18 protein-coding genes are annotated in these 20,243 nt (G+C 47.0%); all 18 read left to right on the forward strand.

The features are described from left to right. The first annotated feature begins 157 nt into the window (after positions 1-157). The 18 genes from topA to DEHRE_RS05290 all read left to right on the forward strand — a co-directional run bounded on the left by topA (position 158) and on the right by DEHRE_RS05290 (position 20,067). On the forward strand, positions 158-2,251 hold the full coding sequence (topA, locus tag DEHRE_RS05200) for a type I DNA topoisomerase (protein ID WP_019225611.1): 2,094 nt from the start codon (positions 158-160) through the stop codon (positions 2,249-2,251). A 43-nt stretch (positions 2,252-2,294) separates the two neighbouring features. Next, positions 2,295-3,605: a methylenetetrahydrofolate--tRNA-(uracil(54)-C(5))-methyltransferase (FADH(2)-oxidizing) TrmFO gene (gene trmFO, locus DEHRE_RS05205; protein ID WP_019225610.1), complete on the forward strand. Its 1,311-nt coding sequence runs from the start codon at positions 2,295-2,297 to the stop codon at positions 3,603-3,605. Between the two features lie 237 nt (positions 3,606-3,842). Beyond that, positions 3,843-4,733, forward strand: a complete 891-nt coding sequence (gene xerC / locus DEHRE_RS05210) for a tyrosine recombinase XerC (protein WP_019225609.1) — start codon at positions 3,843-3,845, stop codon at positions 4,731-4,733. A gap of 102 nt (positions 4,734-4,835) precedes the next feature. After that, positions 4,836-5,378, forward strand: coding sequence for an ATP-dependent protease subunit HslV (gene hslV / locus DEHRE_RS05215; RefSeq protein WP_019225608.1), 543 nt, complete (start codon positions 4,836-4,838; stop codon positions 5,376-5,378). Then, positions 5,378-6,760: an ATP-dependent protease ATPase subunit HslU gene (hslU, locus tag DEHRE_RS05220; RefSeq protein ID WP_025205392.1), complete on the forward strand. Its 1,383-nt coding sequence runs from the start codon at positions 5,378-5,380 to the stop codon at positions 6,758-6,760. Before hslV ends, hslU begins: the two co-directional genes overlap by 1 nt. An 83-nt stretch (positions 6,761-6,843) precedes the next feature. Next, complete coding sequence (codY, locus tag DEHRE_RS05225; RefSeq protein ID WP_019225606.1) at positions 6,844-7,635, forward strand: GTP-sensing pleiotropic transcriptional regulator CodY; 792 nt, start codon at positions 6,844-6,846, stop codon at positions 7,633-7,635. Between the two features lie 45 nt (positions 7,636-7,680). After that, positions 7,681-8,112, forward strand: a complete 432-nt coding sequence (locus DEHRE_RS05230) for a hypothetical protein (protein ID WP_242837044.1) — start codon at positions 7,681-7,683, stop codon at positions 8,110-8,112. A 159-nt stretch (positions 8,113-8,271) separates the two neighbouring features. Then, positions 8,272-9,009, forward strand: a complete 738-nt coding sequence (gene rpsB / locus DEHRE_RS05235) for a 30S ribosomal protein S2 (RefSeq protein ID WP_015044137.1) — start codon at positions 8,272-8,274, stop codon at positions 9,007-9,009. A gap of 92 nt (positions 9,010-9,101) precedes the next feature. Then, positions 9,102-9,755 carry a translation elongation factor Ts gene (tsf, locus tag DEHRE_RS05240; RefSeq protein WP_025205395.1) on the forward strand — a complete coding sequence of 218 codons (654 nt, stop codon included), beginning with the start codon at positions 9,102-9,104 and terminating at the stop codon, positions 9,753-9,755. A 129-nt stretch (positions 9,756-9,884) separates the two neighbouring features. Beyond that, positions 9,885-10,601 carry a UMP kinase gene (gene pyrH, locus DEHRE_RS05245; protein ID WP_025205397.1) on the forward strand — a complete coding sequence of 239 codons (717 nt, stop codon included), beginning with the start codon at positions 9,885-9,887 and terminating at the stop codon, positions 10,599-10,601. A 6-nt stretch (positions 10,602-10,607) separates the two neighbouring features. After that, positions 10,608-11,165, forward strand: a complete 558-nt coding sequence (gene frr, locus DEHRE_RS05250; RefSeq protein ID WP_025205398.1) for a ribosome recycling factor — start codon at positions 10,608-10,610, stop codon at positions 11,163-11,165. A gap of 305 nt (positions 11,166-11,470) precedes the next feature. Continuing rightward, the gene (uppS, locus tag DEHRE_RS05260) at positions 11,471-12,232 is read left to right on the forward strand and encodes an undecaprenyl pyrophosphate synthase (protein ID WP_025205400.1); all 762 of its coding nucleotides are present in this window, start codon (positions 11,471-11,473) and stop codon (positions 12,230-12,232) included. Between the two features lie 10 nt (positions 12,233-12,242). After that, positions 12,243-13,025, forward strand: a complete 783-nt coding sequence (locus DEHRE_RS05265) for a phosphatidate cytidylyltransferase (RefSeq protein ID WP_025205402.1) — start codon at positions 12,243-12,245, stop codon at positions 13,023-13,025. Positions 13,026-13,027: 2 nt separating this feature from the next. Next, positions 13,028-14,131, forward strand: a complete 1,104-nt coding sequence (gene ytvI / locus DEHRE_RS05270) for a sporulation integral membrane protein YtvI (RefSeq protein ID WP_025205403.1) — start codon at positions 13,028-13,030, stop codon at positions 14,129-14,131. Between the two features lie 115 nt (positions 14,132-14,246). Next, a complete protein-coding gene (locus DEHRE_RS05275) occupies positions 14,247-15,395 on the forward strand; it encodes a 1-deoxy-D-xylulose-5-phosphate reductoisomerase (RefSeq protein WP_025205404.1) in 1,149 nt (382 codons plus the stop codon). 1 nt (position 15,396) lies between these two features. Then, entirely contained in the window at positions 15,397-16,476 is a 1,080-nt protein-coding gene (gene rseP, locus DEHRE_RS05280) for an RIP metalloprotease RseP (RefSeq protein ID WP_242837045.1), read from the forward strand. A gap of 658 nt (positions 16,477-17,134) precedes the next feature. Next, on the forward strand, positions 17,135-18,214 hold the full coding sequence (ispG, locus tag DEHRE_RS05285; protein WP_025205406.1) for a flavodoxin-dependent (E)-4-hydroxy-3-methylbut-2-enyl-diphosphate synthase: 1,080 nt from the start codon (positions 17,135-17,137) through the stop codon (positions 18,212-18,214). A gap of 128 nt (positions 18,215-18,342) precedes the next feature. Then, on the forward strand, positions 18,343-20,067 hold the full coding sequence (locus tag DEHRE_RS05290; RefSeq protein ID WP_025205407.1) for a proline--tRNA ligase: 1,725 nt from the start codon (positions 18,343-18,345) through the stop codon (positions 20,065-20,067). Positions 20,068-20,243 lie beyond the last annotated feature (176 nt).

Raw genomic sequence — 20,243 nt, forward strand, 5'->3', positions numbered from 1 at the left:
GTTTTAAAAATAAATGGTATAATTTGTGTTGCTATTTTTTTAAGGGTTAAATCAGAAACGATGCATAGGATTAAGGAAGATAAATTCGTAATATTAATCAAATTTTAAACAATATAGATACAATAGAATTACATTGAGAGAAATCATGAGGTGAAGCATGTCGAAAACTTTGGTTATCGTTGAATCCCCGGCCAAGGCAAAATCTATCAGCAAATTCTTGTCTAAGAATTATACGGTCAAAGCTTCCATGGGGCATTTGCGGGATTTGCCAAAGAGCCAGATCGGGGTTGATGTCGATCATAATTATGAGCCGAAATACATTGCAATCAGAGGACGCGGCGATTTGGTCAAAGAGCTTAAAGCTGCAGCTAAAACTGCCGATCGTGTTTTGCTGGCGTCCGACCCCGACAGGGAAGGTGAAGCGATTGCCTGGCACTTGACGCACTTGCTCGGTCTGAATCCCGAAGAGTTGAGCAGGATCGAATTTCATGAAATAACAAAACCAACGATTCAAAATGCCGTAAAGAATCCCCGTAAACTGGATATACATCTCGTAGATGCCCAGCAGGCGCGCAGGGTTTTGGACAGACTGGTGGGCTACAAATTAAGCCCGCTTCTGTGGCGGAAAGTTAAAAAAGGTTTAAGTGCCGGACGTGTTCAATCTGTTGCGGTCAGAATGATCTGTGACAGAGAAGAAGAAATCCGCAACTTTGAACCGGAAGAGTACTGGACTCTGGATGCGGATTTTTTGTGTCGGGGCGGCAGTTTTGTTGCCAAACTGCTTCATAAGCAGGGCAAAAAGATGACAATTTCGAGCCGCGAGCAGATGGAAGAAGTATTGCAGGAACTCCGGGCGGCCGCATTCACGGTCGGAGAGGTGAAAACGAAGGAAAAACGAAAACAGCCGGCACCTCCTTTTACGACCAGCAGTCTTCAGCAGGAGGCCTACCGCAAATTAAACTTTACACCTAAAAAGACGATGATGCTGGCCCAGCAGCTCTATGAAGGACTTGATCTCGGGAAGACCGGTACGGTCGGATTAATTTCGTATATGCGTACGGACTCTGTCCGGATCGCCGACACTGCACAGGAAGAGGCCAAAGGTTTTATCATCGAGACTTACGGCGAAACCTATTATCCCGAGGAGCCGAGGAAATTTGCCAGCAAAGGCCGGACCCAGGAAGCGCACGAGGCAATCAGACCGACATCCGCTCTCAGAACGCCTGAATCCGTCAAAGGCTTTCTCGGACGAGAGCAGTTCAAGCTTTACCGGCTGATCTGGGACCGTTTTGTCGCCAGTCAGATGAGTGCGGCGGTTTATGATACGATTACCGTAGACGTTCTGGCCGGTGATTACCTTTTAAGAGCCAATGCTTCAGCCGTGAAGTTTCCGGGATATCTCACTGTCTATGAAGAAAGCACCGATGAACCGGAAAAACTGGATAATGAGGAAAACTGCTTGAAAGGAGATCTCGCCATCGGGCAGAAGCTGCAGTTAAGGCAGCTTCAGGAGAAGCAGCATTTCACCGAACCCCCGGCGCGTTTTACTGAGGCAACCTTGGTCCGAAAAATGGAGGAAGAGGGGATCGGGCGTCCGAGTACGTATGCGCCGACGATTGAAACGATTCAAACGAGGGGCTATGTAGCAAAGGAAGACAAGAAACTTGTTCCAACCGAACTAGGTGAAATTGTGATTAACTTGCTGAAAGAGCATTTTCCGGATATTGTCGACCAGGAGTTTACAGCCAACATGGAGGAGAAACTTGACGATATCGAAGACGGAAAATCGGATTGGAAGAAAATTGTCGGAGAATTTTACGGCCCGTTTGCCGAGACACTTGATAAAGCTGAGCAGAAGATCGGCAAAATCAAAGTTGAGGATGAAGTTTCAGATGAGGTCTGTGAACTTTGCGGCAGGAATATGGTCATCAAGATGGGACGGTTCGGAAAGTTTTTGGCTTGCCCTGGTTTTCCTGACTGCCGGAATGCGCGACCTTTACTCGAGGAAATCGGCGTGAACTGCCCGAAATGCGGAGAAAAACTTGTCGTCAGGAGATCGAAAAAAGGACGTAAGTTTTACGGCTGCAGCAAATACCCGGACTGTGATTTTATTTCCTGGGAGAAACCGGCACCTCACCCTTGTCCGGAGTGCGGCGGGGTAATGACCGAGAAAAGTACCAGAAAAAACAAAAAATATGTCTGCACCAATCATGACTGCAGGTTTACCGAAGAAATCAAGGAAACAGAATAAAAATAGAATCTAAGAACGATACTACACGACTAGGATGGGTACTATGGCAAAAGCGACAATCATTGGCGCGGGCCTTGCGGGGCCCGAAGCTGCCTGGCAGATGGCCCAGCGCGGGATTGACGTCGATCTTTATGAAATGCGTCCGCTGAAAAACACACCGGTTCATCAAACGGAACAATTTGCCGAGCTGGTCTGCAGCAATTCGCTGAGGGCTGCCGGCCTTGAAAATGCTGTCGGGCTGCTCAAGGAAGAAATGAGGCGTCTGAATTCGCTGATCATGGCGGCAGCAGACCAGACTTCTGTACCGGCCGGAGGGGCTTTAGCTGTTGACAGGAATCTTTTTGCGCAAATGGTTACCGATAAGATCTCCGGTCATCCGAATATTAATATCATCCGCGAGGAAGTGAAAGCGATTCCGGCGGACGAAAAAGTGATCATTGCCACAGGGCCGCTGACAACGGATGAACTTGCTGCGGATATTCTGCGACTGACCGGGAAAGAGGCGTTGTCTTTCTTTGATGCGGCGGCACCGATTGTCGATCTTGGGACCGTTGATCTGTCCAAAGCTTTTTGGGCATCCCGCTATGACAAAGGCGAGGCGGATTATCTGAATTGCCCGCTCAGCAAAGAAGCGTATGAAACTTTTTATGAGGCCCTGATTCAAGCCGAAGCTGCCGAGGTTCAGGGTTTTGAAAAAAATCTGGTGTTTGAAGGTTGTATGCCGATCGAGGTCATGGCTCAGCGCGGGCCCATGACGATGGCGTTCGGGCCGTTAAAACCTGTCGGGATTATGAACCCGCATACCGGTAAACAACCGTTTGCTGTTGTTCAGCTGCGGAAAGAAAATATCCAGGGAAGCCTTTTGAATTTAGTTGGCTTCCAGACGCATTTAAAGTGGAGCGAACAAAAACGCGTGTTCAGGCTGATACCAGGCTTAGAACACGCTGAGTTCGTACGTTACGGCGTCATGCACAGGAATTCGTTCCTGAATGCGCCTGAAGTCCTAAATGCTGATTTTAGCTGCCGGGTGAAACCGGATCTGTTTTTTGCCGGTCAGATTACAGGTGTGGAAGGCTATGTCGAATCAGCAGCCAGCGGGCTTTTAGCCGGATTGAATATGGCCCGCCTGCTGAATGGACAGGATACGCTTGTCTTCCCGCCTGAAACAGCGCTTGGCGGACTCGCCCGCCATTTAGAAGGCTCACCCAGTGTTCATTTTCAGCCGATGAATATGAACTTTGGTCTAATCACTCCTCTTGGAGAACGAATCAAAGGAAAACGGGAAAAAAACGCAAGGTTATCGGCAAGGGCGCTGCACGAGCTGGAAAGATTCATCGAAGAAAAACAACTCTAGAATAGGGTTTCAGAATAACGCTAACTCCAAAAAAGCTTATACTACTCCAGACAAGTCTCCGTAATGGATGTCCAGCGTCAAGCGGAGCATGGATTGCGCAGCGCGGCTTTTTGTGCCATGGATGGCACAACAGCCGAAAGCGGTCATCCATTACGGAGACTAACCCGAACCATAGGCTTTACGGTCTACTACATTATAAAACGGTCTACTACATTATAAATACGGGTGGTGAAACAGGTGCTGGCAGATAAGGCCCTTGATTTGTTCTCCGCTTACCTCAAAACCAGAAATTCCTCCGAACTGACGCTTGCCGCTTATCAGAGTGATATCATTCAGTTCATGGAATTCTCTGCCCATGAACTCGGAATTGAAACCGAAAGTCTTGAAGTTAACCAGATTGATAAATATATTGTCCGCAGTTACATTGGTCAGATGACGGAAAGGGAACTGAAAAGAAAAAGCATTGCTCGAAAAATCGCTGCAATGCGTTCTTTTTTTAAATTTCTCTGCCGTGAAGAAATTGTCAGCCAGAACCCTGTACAGAAAATTGCAACGCCCAAAGTCGGCAAAAATCTCCCGCGTTTTCTTTTCCAGGAGCATATGGAAAAGCTTCTGGAAGCTTCAAATCAGGATGAAAAGAACGGACTGCGCGACCAGGTGATTGTCGAACTGCTTTATGGTTCAGGACTTAGAGTAAGCGAGCTTGTCAACTTGAATAAACCGGATGTGGATCTTGATGGCAGCCTGATCAGGGTGTTCGGGAAAGGGAAAAAGGAGCGGATCGTTCCTTTGACGGAACCGGCGGAAGAGGCAATCAAAAGATACCTACTGCAGCGGGATGATCAACAGGAAGCGCTGATTTTAAACTACAAAGATATGCGGCTAAGTTCGCGCTCAGTGCGCCGGATCCTGGACAAACTGGAGAAAACCGCTAAGCTTAATCAGCATGTTCATCCGCATATGCTCCGTCATACATTTGCAACGCACCTGCTGGAGGGCGGCGCGGATTTAAGAAGTGTTCAGGAGCTGCTGGGGCATAAAAAATTGTCTTCAACCCAGATTTACACGCACCTGTCCAGGGAAAAACTTCGGAGCGTCTACCTGAAAGCTCATCCGAGAGCAAAATGAAGTAATATTTAGAATATTCATAAAAGCTACTGCATTTTTGAAAATTACCCTTGACTCTTCAGAAAATAATAAGTACACTGCAAATTGAGGGGGAACATATTCATGTTTCATGCAACGACGATTATCGCAATCAAAAAGGAATCAAAAGTGGCTATTGCAGGTGACGGCCAGGTTACCATGGGACAAGCGACAGTGATGAAGCATACGGCCCGTAAGATTCGCCGTTTGTATCAAGGAAAAGTCTTGGCGGGATTTGCTGGTTCTGTGGCCGATGCTTTTACGCTTTTCGAAAAATTCGAAGGAAAGCTCGAGGAATATCACGGCAATTTGCAGAGAGCGTCTGTGGAGTTGGCCAAAGAATGGCGGACGGACAGGATGCTCAGAAACCTTGAGGCATTGCTGATCGTGGCCGATAAAAATACGATTTTGCTGATTTCCGGCTCAGGGGAAGTCATTGAGCCTGACGACGGTATTGCCGCGATTGGATCAGGCGGGAATTACGCGCTGGCTGCGGCGCGCGCCCTGAATACACATACGGATCTTAACGCGGGAGAGCTTGTCAGGGAAGCCATGAAAGTGGCTGCCTCTATTTGTGTTTATACCAATGAAAATATTGTCGTGGAAGAACTGGAGGACGTGGACTGATGGAACAGCTTACACCAAAGGAAATCGTCGCCGAACTGGATAAATATATCGTTGGGCAAAAACAGGCCAAAAGAGCCGTAGCCATTGCCCTGCGCAACAGATACCGCCGCTCGCTTCTGCCTGCAGCCCTGCAGGAGGATGTTCTTCCGAAGAATATTTTAATGATCGGGCCTACGGGGGTGGGCAAGACAGAGATTGCCCGGCGCCTGGCTAAGCTCGTCAAGGCTCCGTTTACCAAAGTGGAAGCCACGAAGTTTACCGAAGTCGGCTATGTCGGCAGGGACGTTGAATCGATTATCCGGGATTTGACCGAGATCGCTTTACGCATGGTCAAAAGCGAAAAAATGCAAGAAGTTGAAGCTCAGGCTGAGGTGAACGCGGAGAAACGTCTTTTAACAATACTTGTCCCGGGCAAAAAGAAAGAATCATCCAATATTAATCCATTTCAGTATTTATTCAACCAGGATAATGAACCGGAAAAAGAAAGCCCTGCTTCTCCGGAAGTAGAAAAAGACAGGGAATTCCTCAAAGAAAAGCTTCAAAAAGGAGAGCTCGAGGAGCATACCCTTGAGATCGAAGTTGAAGAAAGTTCTCAATATACGGATATGCTTGGTGCTTCAGGCATGGAGCTCGGCGTCAACATTCAGGACATGATGGCCGGAATGTTTCCGAAGAAACGCAAAAAACGCAAAGTAACAGTCAAAGAAGCCCGCAGAATTCTAGCTCAGGAAGAGGCTCAGAATCTGATTGACCAAGATGAGGCGGTGCAGGAAGCCATTCGTCGGACAGAGCAGGAAGGCATTGTTTTTATCGACGAAATTGATAAGATTGCCGGCAAGGAATCTTCAGGCGGTCCTGATGTTTCCCGCGGTGGGGTTCAGCGAGATATTCTGCCGCTGATTGAAGGATCCACCGTAATGACCAAGTACGGTCCTGTCCGTACGGATCATATTCTGTTTATTGCTGCAGGCGCTTTCCACGTAGCGAAACCTTCCGATCTGATACCGGAACTCCAGGGAAGACTGCCGATCCGTGTCGAGCTGGAATCGTTGAGTGTTGCAGATTTTAAACGGATTCTGATTGAACCGCAGGCTTCACTGATTAAACAGTATGGCGCACTGCTCTCTACAGAGGGCATAGACGTCATTTTTTCCGAGAATGCGATTGAAGAAATAGCCCAGATCGCTTACAATGTCAACGCTTACACGGAAAATATCGGGGCACGGAGACTGCATACCATCGTCGAAAAAGTCTTGGAGGAGCTTTCGTTCGAAGCTTCAGAACTGCCGGAGGATTATTCCATCACCATTAACCGGGAGTATATCCAGAAACGGGTCGGCGATGTTGCGAAGAATCAGGATCTGTCAAATTATATTCTTTAAAAATCGTATTTGTTTCAAAATTATTAACATCCATATAGTTCAAGTTTTTGAGTTCTAAGTACCAAGAATAAGGGGGGTAACCTGTGGAAATTTTACTAGAAAAGACCAGGAAAATTAGCGGACTCATTCAGCGTGCTGCCGGAAAACCTGTGGATTTTGCCGAGATGGCCAAGGTACTGAGTCAGGAGATCGCTGCCAACTGTTATATTGTCGGACGCAGAGGAAAAATTCTGAGCTATAGCTTCATAGGAGATTTCCACTGCGGGGAAATGGAACAAATCGTTCTTCATACGGAAAGATTTCCGGAAAGCTACAATGAAGGTCTGCTAAAAACAACAGAAACAAAAGCAAACACAACGCAAGTTGCGAATGCCTGTGTATTCAGCAAACATCATGAGTGTGTTTTCGGCAATAAGATGACAACGGTTGTGCCTATCCTTGGAGGTGGCGATAGGGTTGGGACGCTCGTTCTGGCCAAGTTTGGCGAGCAGTTCCGGCCGGAGGATCTGATCCTTGCTGAATATGGCGCTACCGTGATTGGTATGGAAATCCTACGGGTCAAGGCTGAGTATGCAGAGGAAGAAGCACGCAAGAAAGCTGCAGTCCAAATTGCGGTGGGAACACTGTCTTACTCGGAACTCGAGGCAGTTGAGCATATTTTTGCTGAACTGGGCGGTGGCGAGGGGCTGCTGGTAGCCAGCAAAATTGCCGACAGGGTTGGCATTACCCGTTCGGTAATTGTCAACGCGCTGCGCAAGTTTGAATCAGCAGGCGTGATTGAATCAAAGTCTCTCGGAATGAAAGGCACGTATATCAAGGTTCTGAATGACTATCTGCTGGACGAGCTGGATAAGTACATTAAACGGCATCGTTAAAGAGAAGGGTAAATGATTATGGATGCGCAAGAATATGGTTACCGCATGAAACCTTTGGTAATTCCGGGAGTGCTATATATCATCCTATATCCGTTGCTGATCGGAGGGATACTGTTTTTGTATACCTTGCCAGAGCTTTATTTGCTGATCCTTTCCGGAATTTATGCAGTTTCGATTCTCTTGATCCTGTTGATCTGGTTGACGGCGAAAACGAAACGGATTGTTATTGATGATCAGGCGATCATCTTCCGGTCCTTGTTCCGAAAAAAGACATTTGAACCGAAAGATATCCGTAAAGCCTCATTCTTTTGGACCAAAAACAATGAAGAAATTGTGCTGCTTAAAGCCGGGAATAATAAAGTATATTACCTTACTGATCTTTATTTCCCCTATAATGAACTGCTTACAGATTTAGAGGAGTTTATCATCTCTCATAATATCCGGTCCAATCTGGCCGCCCATTACGGGATTAATTAAAGTTGCATTCGGGAGTAGGGTATGATATTCTATTCGCAGTGTGATTTTTTGGAGTACACACGCAGTGGGACTTAGCGTACAGGTTCTTTGCGCAAGCAAAGGGTACCAGGAATGAACCTGCGGAGGAAAAAAACAAATGAAGAGAGGAGGTGTAACACAATGGCTGTAATTTCTATGAAGCAACTCTTAGAAGCCGGTGTACACTTCGGGCACCAGACCCGCCGCTGGAATCCTAAAATGGCTCGTTACATTTTTACGGAGAGAAATGGTATCTATATCATTGACCTTCAGAAAACCGTTAAAAAAGTTGACGAGGCCTTCAATTTTATCCGGGATGCCGCAGTAAACGGCGGAACTGTGCTGTTTGTAGGTACAAAAAAGCAGGCTCAGGAATCTGTGAAAGAAGAAGCTGAACGTTGCGGCATGTATTTCGTTAACGAGCGCTGGCTCGGCGGAATGCTGACGAACTTCCAGACGATTCAAAAGAGAGTTCAGAGACTGCATCAGCTCGAAAGAATGGAAGCAGAAGGCGTTTTTGAAGTTCTTCCTAAGAAGGAAGTCGCTGCGCTGCGCCATGAAATGGGTAAGCTGGAAAGATTCCTTGGCGGCATCAAAAACATGAAAAAACTTCCTGATGTTTTATTCATCGTTGATCCGCGCAAAGAAAGAATTGCCGTTGCTGAGGCAAGAAGATTAAATATTCCGATCGTAGGAATTGTCGATACCAACTGTGATCCTGACGAGATCGATGTTGTGATTCCTGCCAATGATGACGCGATCCGGGCTGTAAAACTGCTCACCGCGAAAATGGCTGATGCCATCATCGAAGGACAACAGGGAAGTCTTGACAATACCGAAGAAGTTGAAGAGAGCAATCAAACCGAAGACGAAGAATAGTTAATAAAACAGGGTGAGATTGGGGTATGTTCTTCATGACTTACCCTGTTTTTATATGTGTCGTGAAGTATTCAATAAAGGAGGGTTACCGTATGGCTGAAGTTACTTCTTCTCAGGTGAAAGAACTCAGGGAAAGAACCGGAGCCGGAATGATGGACTGCAAAAAGGCATTGACCGAATGTAATGCCGATATGGACAAAGCGATAGATTTCTTAAGAGAAAAAGGGCTGGCTGCTGCTGCGAAAAAAGAAGGACGAATTGCTGCCGAAGGGACTGTAGAAGCCTACATTCATGGGGGCGGTAGAATTGGTGTTTTGCTCGAATTAAACTGCGAAACCGACTTTGTGTCCCGTGGAGATGAATTTAAGCAGCTGACTAAGGATATTGCGATGCAGATCGCCGCAGCTAAACCGCTTTATGTCAATAAAGAAGATGTTCCGGCTGACGTTGTTGCCCATGAAAAAGAAATATTTAGGGCTCAGGCATTGAATGAAGGGAAACCGGAAAAAATCGTCGACAAGATGGTTGACGGTCGCATAGAGAAGTTCTATAAGGAAGTTTGTCTTGTAGAACAGCCTTTTATCAAGGACCCCGATGTTTTAGTCAAAGACCTGATCATGGCTAAGATTGCCAAGATCGGTGAGAAAATAGCTATTCGCAGATTTACCCGCTATGAGTTGGGTGAAGGAATTGAAAAGCGCCAGGATAATTTTGCCGATGAAGTCATGAAAGAAATAAATCGATAAGAGAACACTTCGGTGTTCTCTTTTTTAGGGGGATCAGAAAGGTTCATTGCTTTCTATTATATCTAAGTGCAGCGGACAAGAGGATTTTTATCTTTGGTGTAGAAATAAACTAAGTACGGAGGTTCGTTTATGACAGATGCACGTTACCGCCGCATAGTGTTGAAACTAAGCGGAGAAGCACTTGCCGGGGAGCAGGGTTTTGGAATTGCGCACAGCATGCTGGAGTCTGTTGCCAGACAGATTTCTGAAGTTCAGAAGCTTGGTGTGGAAATGGCACTGGTCGTTGGCGGAGGAAATATTTGGCGGGGCATCGCCGGGAGTTCTCAGGGAATAGACCGGACAACTGCTGATTATATGGGAATGCTCGCTACTGTAATGAATGCCCTAGCGCTGCAGGATGTTCTGGAACAACACAATATTGTCACGAGAGTATTGTCGGCGATTGAGATGAGGCAGGTAGCAGAACCTTATATCAGAAGAAGAGCGATCCGCCATATGGAAAAGGGCCGTATTATCATTTTTGCAGCAGGGACAGGCAATCCCTATTTTTCGACAGATACGACGGCGGCTTTGCGGGCTGCGGAGATTGAAGCAGACGTTATTTTAATGGCCAAACAGGTTGACGGCGTATTTGACAGTGATCCGATGAAGAATCCTGATGCCAAAAAATTTGAAAGACTGACCTATCTTGATGTGCTCAGCAAAGGGCTGGGTGTGATGGACTCGACAGCAACTTCGTTGTGTATGGACAATGACATTCCAATCATTGTTTTTAACTTGAAAGAAAATGGCAATATTATTAAAGCACTTAAGGGAGAACCGATAGGTACCTATGTAGGGAGGTAACGAAAAATGCTCAATGATTTTCTGAATGACGCTGAAGAAAAAATGCATAAAACAGAGGAGGTACTCAAGAAGGACCTCGCATCTGTCAGGGCAGGAAGGGCGAATCCGGCAGTTCTGGACAAAGTTTCTGTTGATTATTACGGGACTCCTACCCCGATTAACCAGCTGGCCAATGTCTCAGTTCCTGACCCACGGATGATCACCATTCAGCCCTGGGATAAATCTTCGATTAAGGATATTGAGAAGGCGATTCTTAAATCCGATCTTGGACTTACGCCTTCGAATGACGGCATGGTCATCAGGCTAAATATTCCGCAATTGACAGCGGAACGCCGTGCAGAGATTGTCAAGACGGTTAAGAAGAAAGCGGAAGATGCTAAGGTTGCTGTCCGGAATATCAGACGGGAGCTTATTGATGATATAAAACAGCTCGAGAAGGACAAAACTGTCTCTGAGGACGATTCTAAAAAAGGACAGGAAAAAGCGCAGAAACTTACCGATAAAACTGTGAAGGATATTGACGAGATCCTCGAGAAAAAAGAAAAAGAAATTATGGAAGTGTAGCGTGTTGCGCTGGCTCGGAAAAAAGTGGGACGACGTTGAAGGGGAATTGACACAAGAAAGCGCGAATTTCTGTTATGAGATAACCAGCCCTGTAGGAAAGGCTGTTCCCTGTGGAGATTTACGTGTGGCCAGAATAAGTTGTACCAATGGTTATTTGAAATTTATTCTAATCCATGATAGATTTATAAGGTAGTTTTTTATTTGGCCCCCTACGGAACAGGGGGTCTTTCCGCAGCCGTTCCAGTATCTTGTCAGCTCTAAAATGCATGACATGGTACTAAGTACAGATATAAAGAGGAATGCTTGTGATAATGTGGAAAAAAGACAGTGGAGATGTTCAGCTGAAAAACATTGATATGAAAAGAATCCCTCGACATCTGGCAATCATTATGGACGGAAACGGAAGATGGGCCCAGCAGAAAGGATTGCCTCGTTCTGTCGGTCACCGGGCCGGAGTAGAAGCACTGCGGGAGGTCGTCAGGGGCAGTGATGAGCTTGGAATCAAATATCTGACCGTATATGCTTTTTCGACCGAGAACTGGAAAAGGCCGCAGTCGGAGATCGGGATTCTTATGTCGCTCTTGAAGGAGTATATCCGCAAAGAGCTTGCGGAGCTGCATGCGAACAATGTTAAGATATGCATTTTCGGGCAGGAAGAAGATATACCGAAGGATGTCCTGAAGGCTTATAACGAGGCTTGTGAAAAAACAAAGAACAATACCGGATTAGTGCTGAATGTAGCTCTGAATTACGGAAGCAGGATCGAAATCCTCAAAGCAGTCAAGGAAGTTGCGCAGGAGGTCCAAAGCGGAGCGTTGAATGTTCAGCAAATTACCGAGGAAATATTTGAAAAGCATTTGTATACGAAAGATTGTCCTGATCCGGAGCTTCTTGTCAGGACTTCAGGTGAAATGCGCTTAAGCAATTATCTGCTCTGGCAGGCCGCCTATTCAGAAATCGTGATTGTGAATGAATGCTGGCCGGATTTTAACAGAGCATTATTATTTGAAACGATTCGGATTTTTCAAAACCGGGAACGCAGGTTTGGCGGCGTAAAAGAAGGTTGAGGGATAGAAAATGGTTAAGAGAATCTTGAGTGCTCTGATCGGAGCCCCCCTTTTATTGGTTTTAACTTGGCTCGGAGGATGGTATTTGTCCATTGCTGTTGTGATTCTCGCTTTACTTGGACTTAAAGAGTTTTTGCAGATTGGACAAAAAGCCGGTTTAGTAAACAAGTTATGGCCAGCGGTCGTGTACAGCATCTTGTGGCTGGCTATTTTTCTTCTTGGCCGCACGGAATGGATGCTGCCGCTGGCGATCATATGGTTCATGCTGACATTTGGAAGTTATGCGCTGCGCTATCCAAATCAGTCTTTAGCGTCTTCAACGTATTATTTTCTGGCGCTGATTTATCCGGTCTTTCTGTTTACCTATCTCTACTCCTTAAGAGAATTTGGCGTTTCTTGGTGTTTTCTTGTTTTCTTACTGGTCTGGCTCACAGATACCGGAGCTTTTTTTGTCGGCAATACGTTTGGCAAAAGAAAGCTTGCCCCGAAAGTCAGCCCGAACAAGACAGTCGAAGGGGCTGTTGGCGGCCTGGTGATGGCTTTAGCCTGCGGTTTTGTTTTCTGGTTGATTACCAAGCAAGCAACGCTCCCGGCTATCCTTGTCCTGTCACTCTTGACCGGCATTGCCTCCCAGATCGGTGATCTTTTTGAATCCGCACTGAAACGGACTGCCGGGGTGAAGGATTCCGGCAGGCTGATCCCAGGCCATGGCGGTATCCTGGATCGCTTTGACAGCTTTTTGTTTGCGCTGCCATTGGTGTTTTTTTCTATTAACCTAGGATTGGTGGGATAAGCATGAACGATACGACCAAGAACTCCCTAAGGGTGAATCTGAACAGGTTGGTTATGATTGCAGCTGCATTACTCGGCCTGAAACTTTTTACCTATACGATCGTCGAGTTTTTCCCTGTCTTTGGCTCAACGCTTGGAACAGTGGTCTCGGCTCTGTTGCCCTTTATTTTGGCATTTATCATTTCTTTTCTGCTGGAACCGCTTATATTAAAACTGATTAATGTGCTCAAAATCAAGAGAACCTACGCATCTTTGGTTGTAGTTGTCCTGGTTTTAATTATATTTGTGCTGCTGCTGGTTTTGTTCGGGAGCCGGATATACCGCGAGTTAGCCGAATTATATACCGCTTTTCCGATGATTTATCAGCAGACCTTGGCAATGCTGACAGAAAAGATCGGCTTAGTTCAGCAGTTTATTCAGCTGAATCCTGAGATCAACAGTGCGATTCAGTCCAATATGGAAAAAATACTCGCGGCACTCCAGGTCATTCTTAAAAACGGCAGTCTTGGCTTGCTGAATTTTCTGGGTGCGCTGCCGGGCTTGATGTTTGTGATTGTGATTACAACTGTAGCAACACTGCTGACGAGCATGAGTTTTCCGGCCGTTAAGGAATGGCTGTTTGGCAGGGTAAAAGGGAAATATCTTGGCAGAACCAGACAAATTGCTGCAGACCTTGGTTCAGCACTGGTAGGATTCTTAAGAGCTCAGACCTTTCTTGTCTGCATCACATTCGCTGTGATCACAATTGGACTGTTGATCATCGGTAATAGCTATGCCTTTACGCTTGGCATTCTGGCCGGCCTGCTCGATCTGATACCGGTTATCGGACCGGCCCTCATATTTATCCCGTGGATCCTGGTGCTGCTTTTTACCGGCAGTATTGCCTCAGCAGTCAAACTCTTGGTCATCTACCTTGCCGCTACAGTGATCCGGCAGGCCCTGGAACCAAAGATTTTGTCTCAAAATATCGGGCTGCATCCGCTAGCCACCCTGATGTCCATGTATATTGGATTGAATCTTTTCGGAGCAGTAGGACTGATCATCGGCCCCGCTCTGGTCGTCATGTATGAAGCCGTCAGGAAAGCCGGCTTTTTTAAGGGAGAGTAGCAAAGCTATTCTCTAACCTAGATAGATTATGTACTAGGTAGACCATCGCTATTTTTAAGTAAAACTTAAGCATGATGAATTAAGCTAGATTGAAATTTGAATTGGAGATATCAAAGTGAAAATAATTTCGGTCTTAGGTTCCACCGGTTCAATTGGCACGCAGACACTGGATGTGGTCAGAAACTCGGAAGGAAAATTAGCTGTCTATGCTTTGTCGGCCAATTCTCGGGCCGACCTTTTTGAACAGCAGATCCGCGAGTTCAGGCCGAGGATTGCCGTAATGATGCAGGAAGAAAAAGCACTTTACCTGAAACAACAGGTTGTTGACCTGCCTGTTAAGGTGCTGGTAGGTATGGAGGGACTGCTTGAGGCAGCGACTGCAGCAGAGGTTGACACGGTTGTGACCGCAGTCAGCGGCAGTATTGGTCTTGAACCTACACTGGCTGCACTGAACGCAGGAAAAAATATTGCGCTGGCCAACAAAGAAACGCTCGTTGCCGCAGGGGAACTTGTAATGCAGACAGCAGAACGGAACGGCTGTTCCATCATTCCTGTTGACAGTGAGCACTCTGCTGTGTTCCAGTGTCTCAGCGGCAACGAAAATGCAGTTAAGAAAATCATTCTGACTGCTTCAGGCGGCCCTTTCAGAGGATGGAGCAGGGAAAGGCTGGCTGAGGTAACACCGGTAATGGCGCTGAAACATCCGAACTGGAATATGGGCGCCAAGATCACCATTGATTCGGCAACCATGATGAACAAAGGTTTGGAAGTTATTGAGGCAAAATTTCTTTTCGGCGTAGATTATGACCAAATTGATGTCTTGGTTCATCCTCAGAGCATTGTTCACTCGATGGTTGAATTCCGTGACGGCACTGTTCTTGCCCAGCTTGGCATACCGGATATGCGCATTCCGATTCAGTATGCGCTGACCTATCCCGAACGCTGGGAAAACCGTTTGCCGGAACTTTCGCTTGCCGGAAAGAGCTTAACGTTTGAGAAGCCCGATTTGGCTGCTTTCCCATTTTTGAAATTCGCTTGTTCCTGCGGTCAGACGGGAGGGACACTTCCTGCTGTCATGAATGCTGCCAACGAAATCTGTGTACATGCTTTCTTGGCAGGACGCATAAAATATCTTGAGATGCACGAACTTGTGGAACGCACTTGTCAGGCCCATCAGGTTCTGGAGATAAAGGACCTGGATACCGTACTGACTGCGGACAGATGGGCTAGGGAGTATGCTGCATCACAAATAAATTTGGGTTGAGGTGAATGGTTTGTTTGAAATATTGAAAACGGTAATTGCTTTTATCGTAATATTTGGCGTTTTGGTATTTGTGCATGAATTTGGGCATTTTATCATAGCCAAGAGATCGGGGATCAAAGTGCTGGAATTTGCTTTTGGCATTGGGCCAAAGCTTTTTGGGTTCCAGGGTAAGGAAACGCTTTACTCCGTCAGGATACTGCCTCTGGGAGGGTTTTGCAGATTCTTAAGTGCTGAAGAAGTCGAAGAAAGCGATCAGGTCAGCAGGGAGGAACTGTTGGCCCGAAGTTTTGAAAGCAAATCAATCTGGAAGAGAATGGCCGTCATTGTGGCCGGACCGCTCATGAACTTCATCCTCGGTGCGGTGCTTTTTGTGGTTGCTTTTGCCTTTTTTGGTGTAGCCGTAGCCGATAACCAGAACCTAATCGGTGAGGTGTCACTGGGTAAACCTGCAGCCACGGCGGGACTCGCCGCCGGAGACAGAATTATTGCGATCAATGGCACAGAGACTCCAGACTGGAATTCTGTAACGCAGCAAATTCACACCAACCCCGGAGAAAAGATGTCGTTTGCCGTAGAAAAAGCGGATACGAAACAAATTGTCACGATTGAGATTACCCCGGCCTATGATCAGGAGCTTGGAAAAGGATTGATCGGGATTGCGCCTTCTTATACCATGCAGAAAGTATCCGTCCTGAAATCCATTCAATATGGTTTTCTGCAGACGGTAGAGTTTACTAGACAACTCGTCCTTTATCTGATTCATATGATTACCGGTAAGGCGCCGGTTGAACTTTCGGGTCCGATTGGTGTTGCCCAGGTCATCGGGGAAGGCGTAAAACAGGGCATGTCATCGCTATTTACCCTGGCTGCTGTGCTCAGCATCAACTTTGGTGTATTAAATATTCTGCCGCTGCCGGCGCTCGATGGCGGTCAGCTGGCCGTGATGACTTTTGAAGGAATCCGGCGTAAGCCTTTAAGTATCGAAAAGAAAGGCTGGATTCAGCTGACAGGCTTTGCGCTGCTCATTGCGCTGATGATCGCGGTGACGTATCAGGATATACTGAGGATTGTTACGAAGTAGACTTTTTTGGTTTAAGAAAAGCGGATATGTCTCTATAGCGTTTGAATTATGAATGTTATTTGAAACCCTATTGTTTGGGCAAGGCTGCGGGCCACAATATCGCTTTTCGGCCGTTGTGTCCTCCTTGACACAAAAGCCGCGCTACGCAATCCTTGCTCCGCTCACAGCGAAACTGTGGCCCGTAGCCTGATTTTTAGGGTAATTGGCATGACTTATACGGAAGTTGCAGTTCTTCTATGTAGAGAATACAATTATAGTTCTCTTGCTGGGAATTCATACTAGATTTTAATCACGAATAAAAAGCGTGTTTATCTGATTTGATTTAAGCACGGATTATTCTTTAGCCTTTAAGTTCCCAACGCTATGCAAACGAATGACGTTAGCTAGGTCAATCATCATCTGAATGCATCCAATCGATGATATCAGAGCGCTTGAAGGAGCTTGGCAGGCTTCTTCTTCATAGAGATACTTTCTGGCTCCTTGATCTAGCTTGCAAATTAAACTTAAGAATTAGTCTGGGGGCCACAGTTCCGCTGTCAGCGGAGCACGATGCGGAGCGCGGCTTTTTGTGCCACGGAGGGCACAACAGCCGAGAAGCGGCATTGTGGCCCACAGACTAGCCCAAGATAAACTACGTCAAAATAGGAGGGTTAATCGATTGAAACGTAGGATTACGCGAGAAGTGAAAATCGGATCGGTGGCGATTGGCGGTAGTAATCCGGTCGTGATTCAGTCGATGACCAATACGGATACCCGGGATGTTCAAGCCACCCTCAATCAGATCAGGCACTTGGCTGGCATTGGCTGTGAGATTATCCGGATAGCTGTCTTAAATGAGCAGGCTGCGCTTGCATTGAAAGACATCTGCAGCCTAAGTCCGATCCCGGTAGTTGCGGATATTCACTTTGACTACCGGCTTGCACTTAAAGCTGTTGCAAATGGGGTTCATGGACTCCGGATCAATCCGGGAAATATTGGTGAGCGCTGGAAAGTACAAGAGGTGATCAACGCGGTCCGCGAAAGAAACATCCCGATCCGGATCGGAGTCAATACCGGATCTCTGGAAAAGGAAATCCTTGAGAAATACGGCGGACCGACCGCGGAAGGGATGGTCGAAAGCGCTTTGGGCCATGTCGGCATCCTGGAACAGGAAAACTATCATCATATCAAGATCTCCCTGAAATCGTCCCATGTTCCGTTGATGATTGACGCTTACCGCATGATTGCCCATCGGGTGGACTATCCGCTGCATGTCGGGGTAACCGAAGCCGGTACGGTCAGATCCGGGGTGGTAAAGTCTGCAATCGGCATAGGAACACTTCTGGCTGAAGGCATCGGCGATACGATCAGAGTCTCACTGACAGGCGATCCTGCAGCAGAGATTCCGGTTGCCCAGCAGATTCTGCGGGTACTGGATCTTAAGAAAGGCGGATTCGAATTAATCAGTTGTCCGACCTGCGGCAGGACTCAGGTGGATTTAGTTCATCTGGCAGAGGAAGTAGAACAGAGACTTGAAGCTTTACCGGCACCATCCAAGAGCGTATCCATAGCCGTGATGGGCTGTGTGGTCAATGGCCCTGGGGAAGCCCGGGAAGCCGATTTTGGCATTGCAGGAGGAAAAGGCAGGGGGCTGCTTTTTGCACGGGGTGAGGTCATCGCACAGCTGCCTGAAGATGAATTAGTGCCGGCTTTGATGGAGAAAATCGAAGACGATTTAAGTCTATCAGAAAAACACTAAACATTTTCTGATAGATCTTTAAAAATAAATCAGCGGTTTTCCGGTTGTTTAATCCTGTGTGAAAATGGTAATATTGAAGAGCAAGAACTTTTTAAGAGCAAGCACTTGTTGAAAGGAAGAAATAAACAATGAAAGTTAGCCAATTATTGAATCCGACCTTGCGGGAAGTGCCTGCAGAAGCCGAAGTGATCAGTCACCAGCTCATGCTGAGAGCCGGATTTATCCGCAAAGCTGCAGCCGGGATTTATACATATCTTCCTCTGGGACTCAGAGTAATTAAAAAGATCGAGCAAATCGTGCGCGAAGAGATGGATGCCAAAGGCGGGCAGGAAGTCATGCTGCCGATTGTCCAGCCGGCTGAGCTGTGGAAAGAAACCGGACGCTGGGATGTCTATGGTCCGGAGATGTTCCGATTAAAAGACCGGCATGACCGGGAATTCTGTCTCGGACCCACGCATGAAGAAGTCATCACCGACTTGGTCAGAAGTGAAGTCCGTTCCTACAAACAGCTGCCGCTCCTTCTGTACCAGATTCAAAATAAATACCGTGATGAAAGAAGACCACGTTTCGGACTGATGCGCGGCAGAGAATTTATCATGAAGGACTTATATTCTTTTGACAGGGATCCTGAAGGTTCCAGGGAAAGCTACCGCAAGATGTATGAGGCTTATGAACGGATTTTTACGCGCTGTGGGCTGACTTTCCGTGCTGTCGAGGCAGATGCCGGTGCGATTGGCGGAACAGGCGGAACCCATGAATTTATGGTGCTGGCCGAATCCGGAGAGGCTGCGGTGGTATTCTGTCCAGATTGCGATTATGCCGCCAATGTCGAGAAAGCTGAATGTCTGCCGCATCCAGACACTGATCAGGATATTCTGGCAGGCCGGACAGGTGAGGTTCATACCCCCAATATTAAAACGATTGACCAGCTGGCTGATTTCTTAAAAATCAACAAGTCTTCTCTGATAAAAACGCTTTTGTATAAAGGCGACGACCGTTTTATACTTGTCCTGGTTAGGGGAGACCGGGAAGTCAATGAAATCAAGGTCAATAATATGCTCGGACCGTTCCTGAACCTCAGAATGGCTGACCCGGAGGAAGTCCGAGAGGTTTTCAACTGCGAGCACGGGTTCATCGGACCGGTTGGACTTAAGGATGTCTATGTTGCCGCAGACCTTGAAGTAGCTGAGATGAAACAGGGAGTCTGCGGAGCCAATAAAAAAGATTATCATCTGCTCGGTGTTGCTTGCGGAAAGGATTTTATTCCTGCCAAAATAGCAGACCTCAGAATGGTAACGCCGGGTGAACCCTGCCCGAAATGCCAGGGACGGCTCCAGGAAGCCCGTGGGATTGAAGTCGGACAAGTCTTCAACCTTGGCACGAAATACAGTCAGGCCCTTCAGGCAACCTACCTCGACGATACTGGTAAGGAAAAGGTCTGCTATATGGGCTGCTATGGGATAGGCGTCAGCAGAACAATGGCTGCCGCCATTGAGCAGAATTATGATGAGAACGGAATTATCTGGCCGATGCCGATTGCCCCGTATCATTGTATTATCGTCCCGGTTTCCTTAAAGGACGAAAATGTCGTTGCCACTGCTGAACGGCTTTATGAAGAATTAAAAGCCCTCGGAATCGAGACAGTATACGATGACAGGGACGAACGTCCCGGCGTAAAATTCAAGGATGCGGATCTCGTCGGATATCCTCTAAGACTGACCATCGGCGCTAAAGCACTCGCTGAAGGCAAAGTTGAACTGTACAACAGAAGCACCCGGCAAGTTGAGCTGGTTGAGGCGGACCGCGTTTGCAGTCTTGTAACAGAAATTATCAAAGAAGCCTGTCGTGTCTAGAGCCACGTTTTCAAAATCTTACACAAATTGTTGATTATTGAGTATTAAAAAACCGTTATGTATGGCAGGTCTGGGGGCCACAATACCGCTTTTCGGCCGTTGCGTCTTCCTTGACGCGTCGCTCCTTGCCATCCATGGCCGTCAAAAGGCCGTGCTTCGCCATCCAGGCGCGGGAA

Origin of the sequence: Dehalobacter restrictus DSM 9455, from assembly GCF_000512895.1 — a bacterium.
Lineage (GTDB): Bacteria > Bacillota > Desulfitobacteriia > Desulfitobacteriales > Syntrophobotulaceae > Dehalobacter > Dehalobacter restrictus.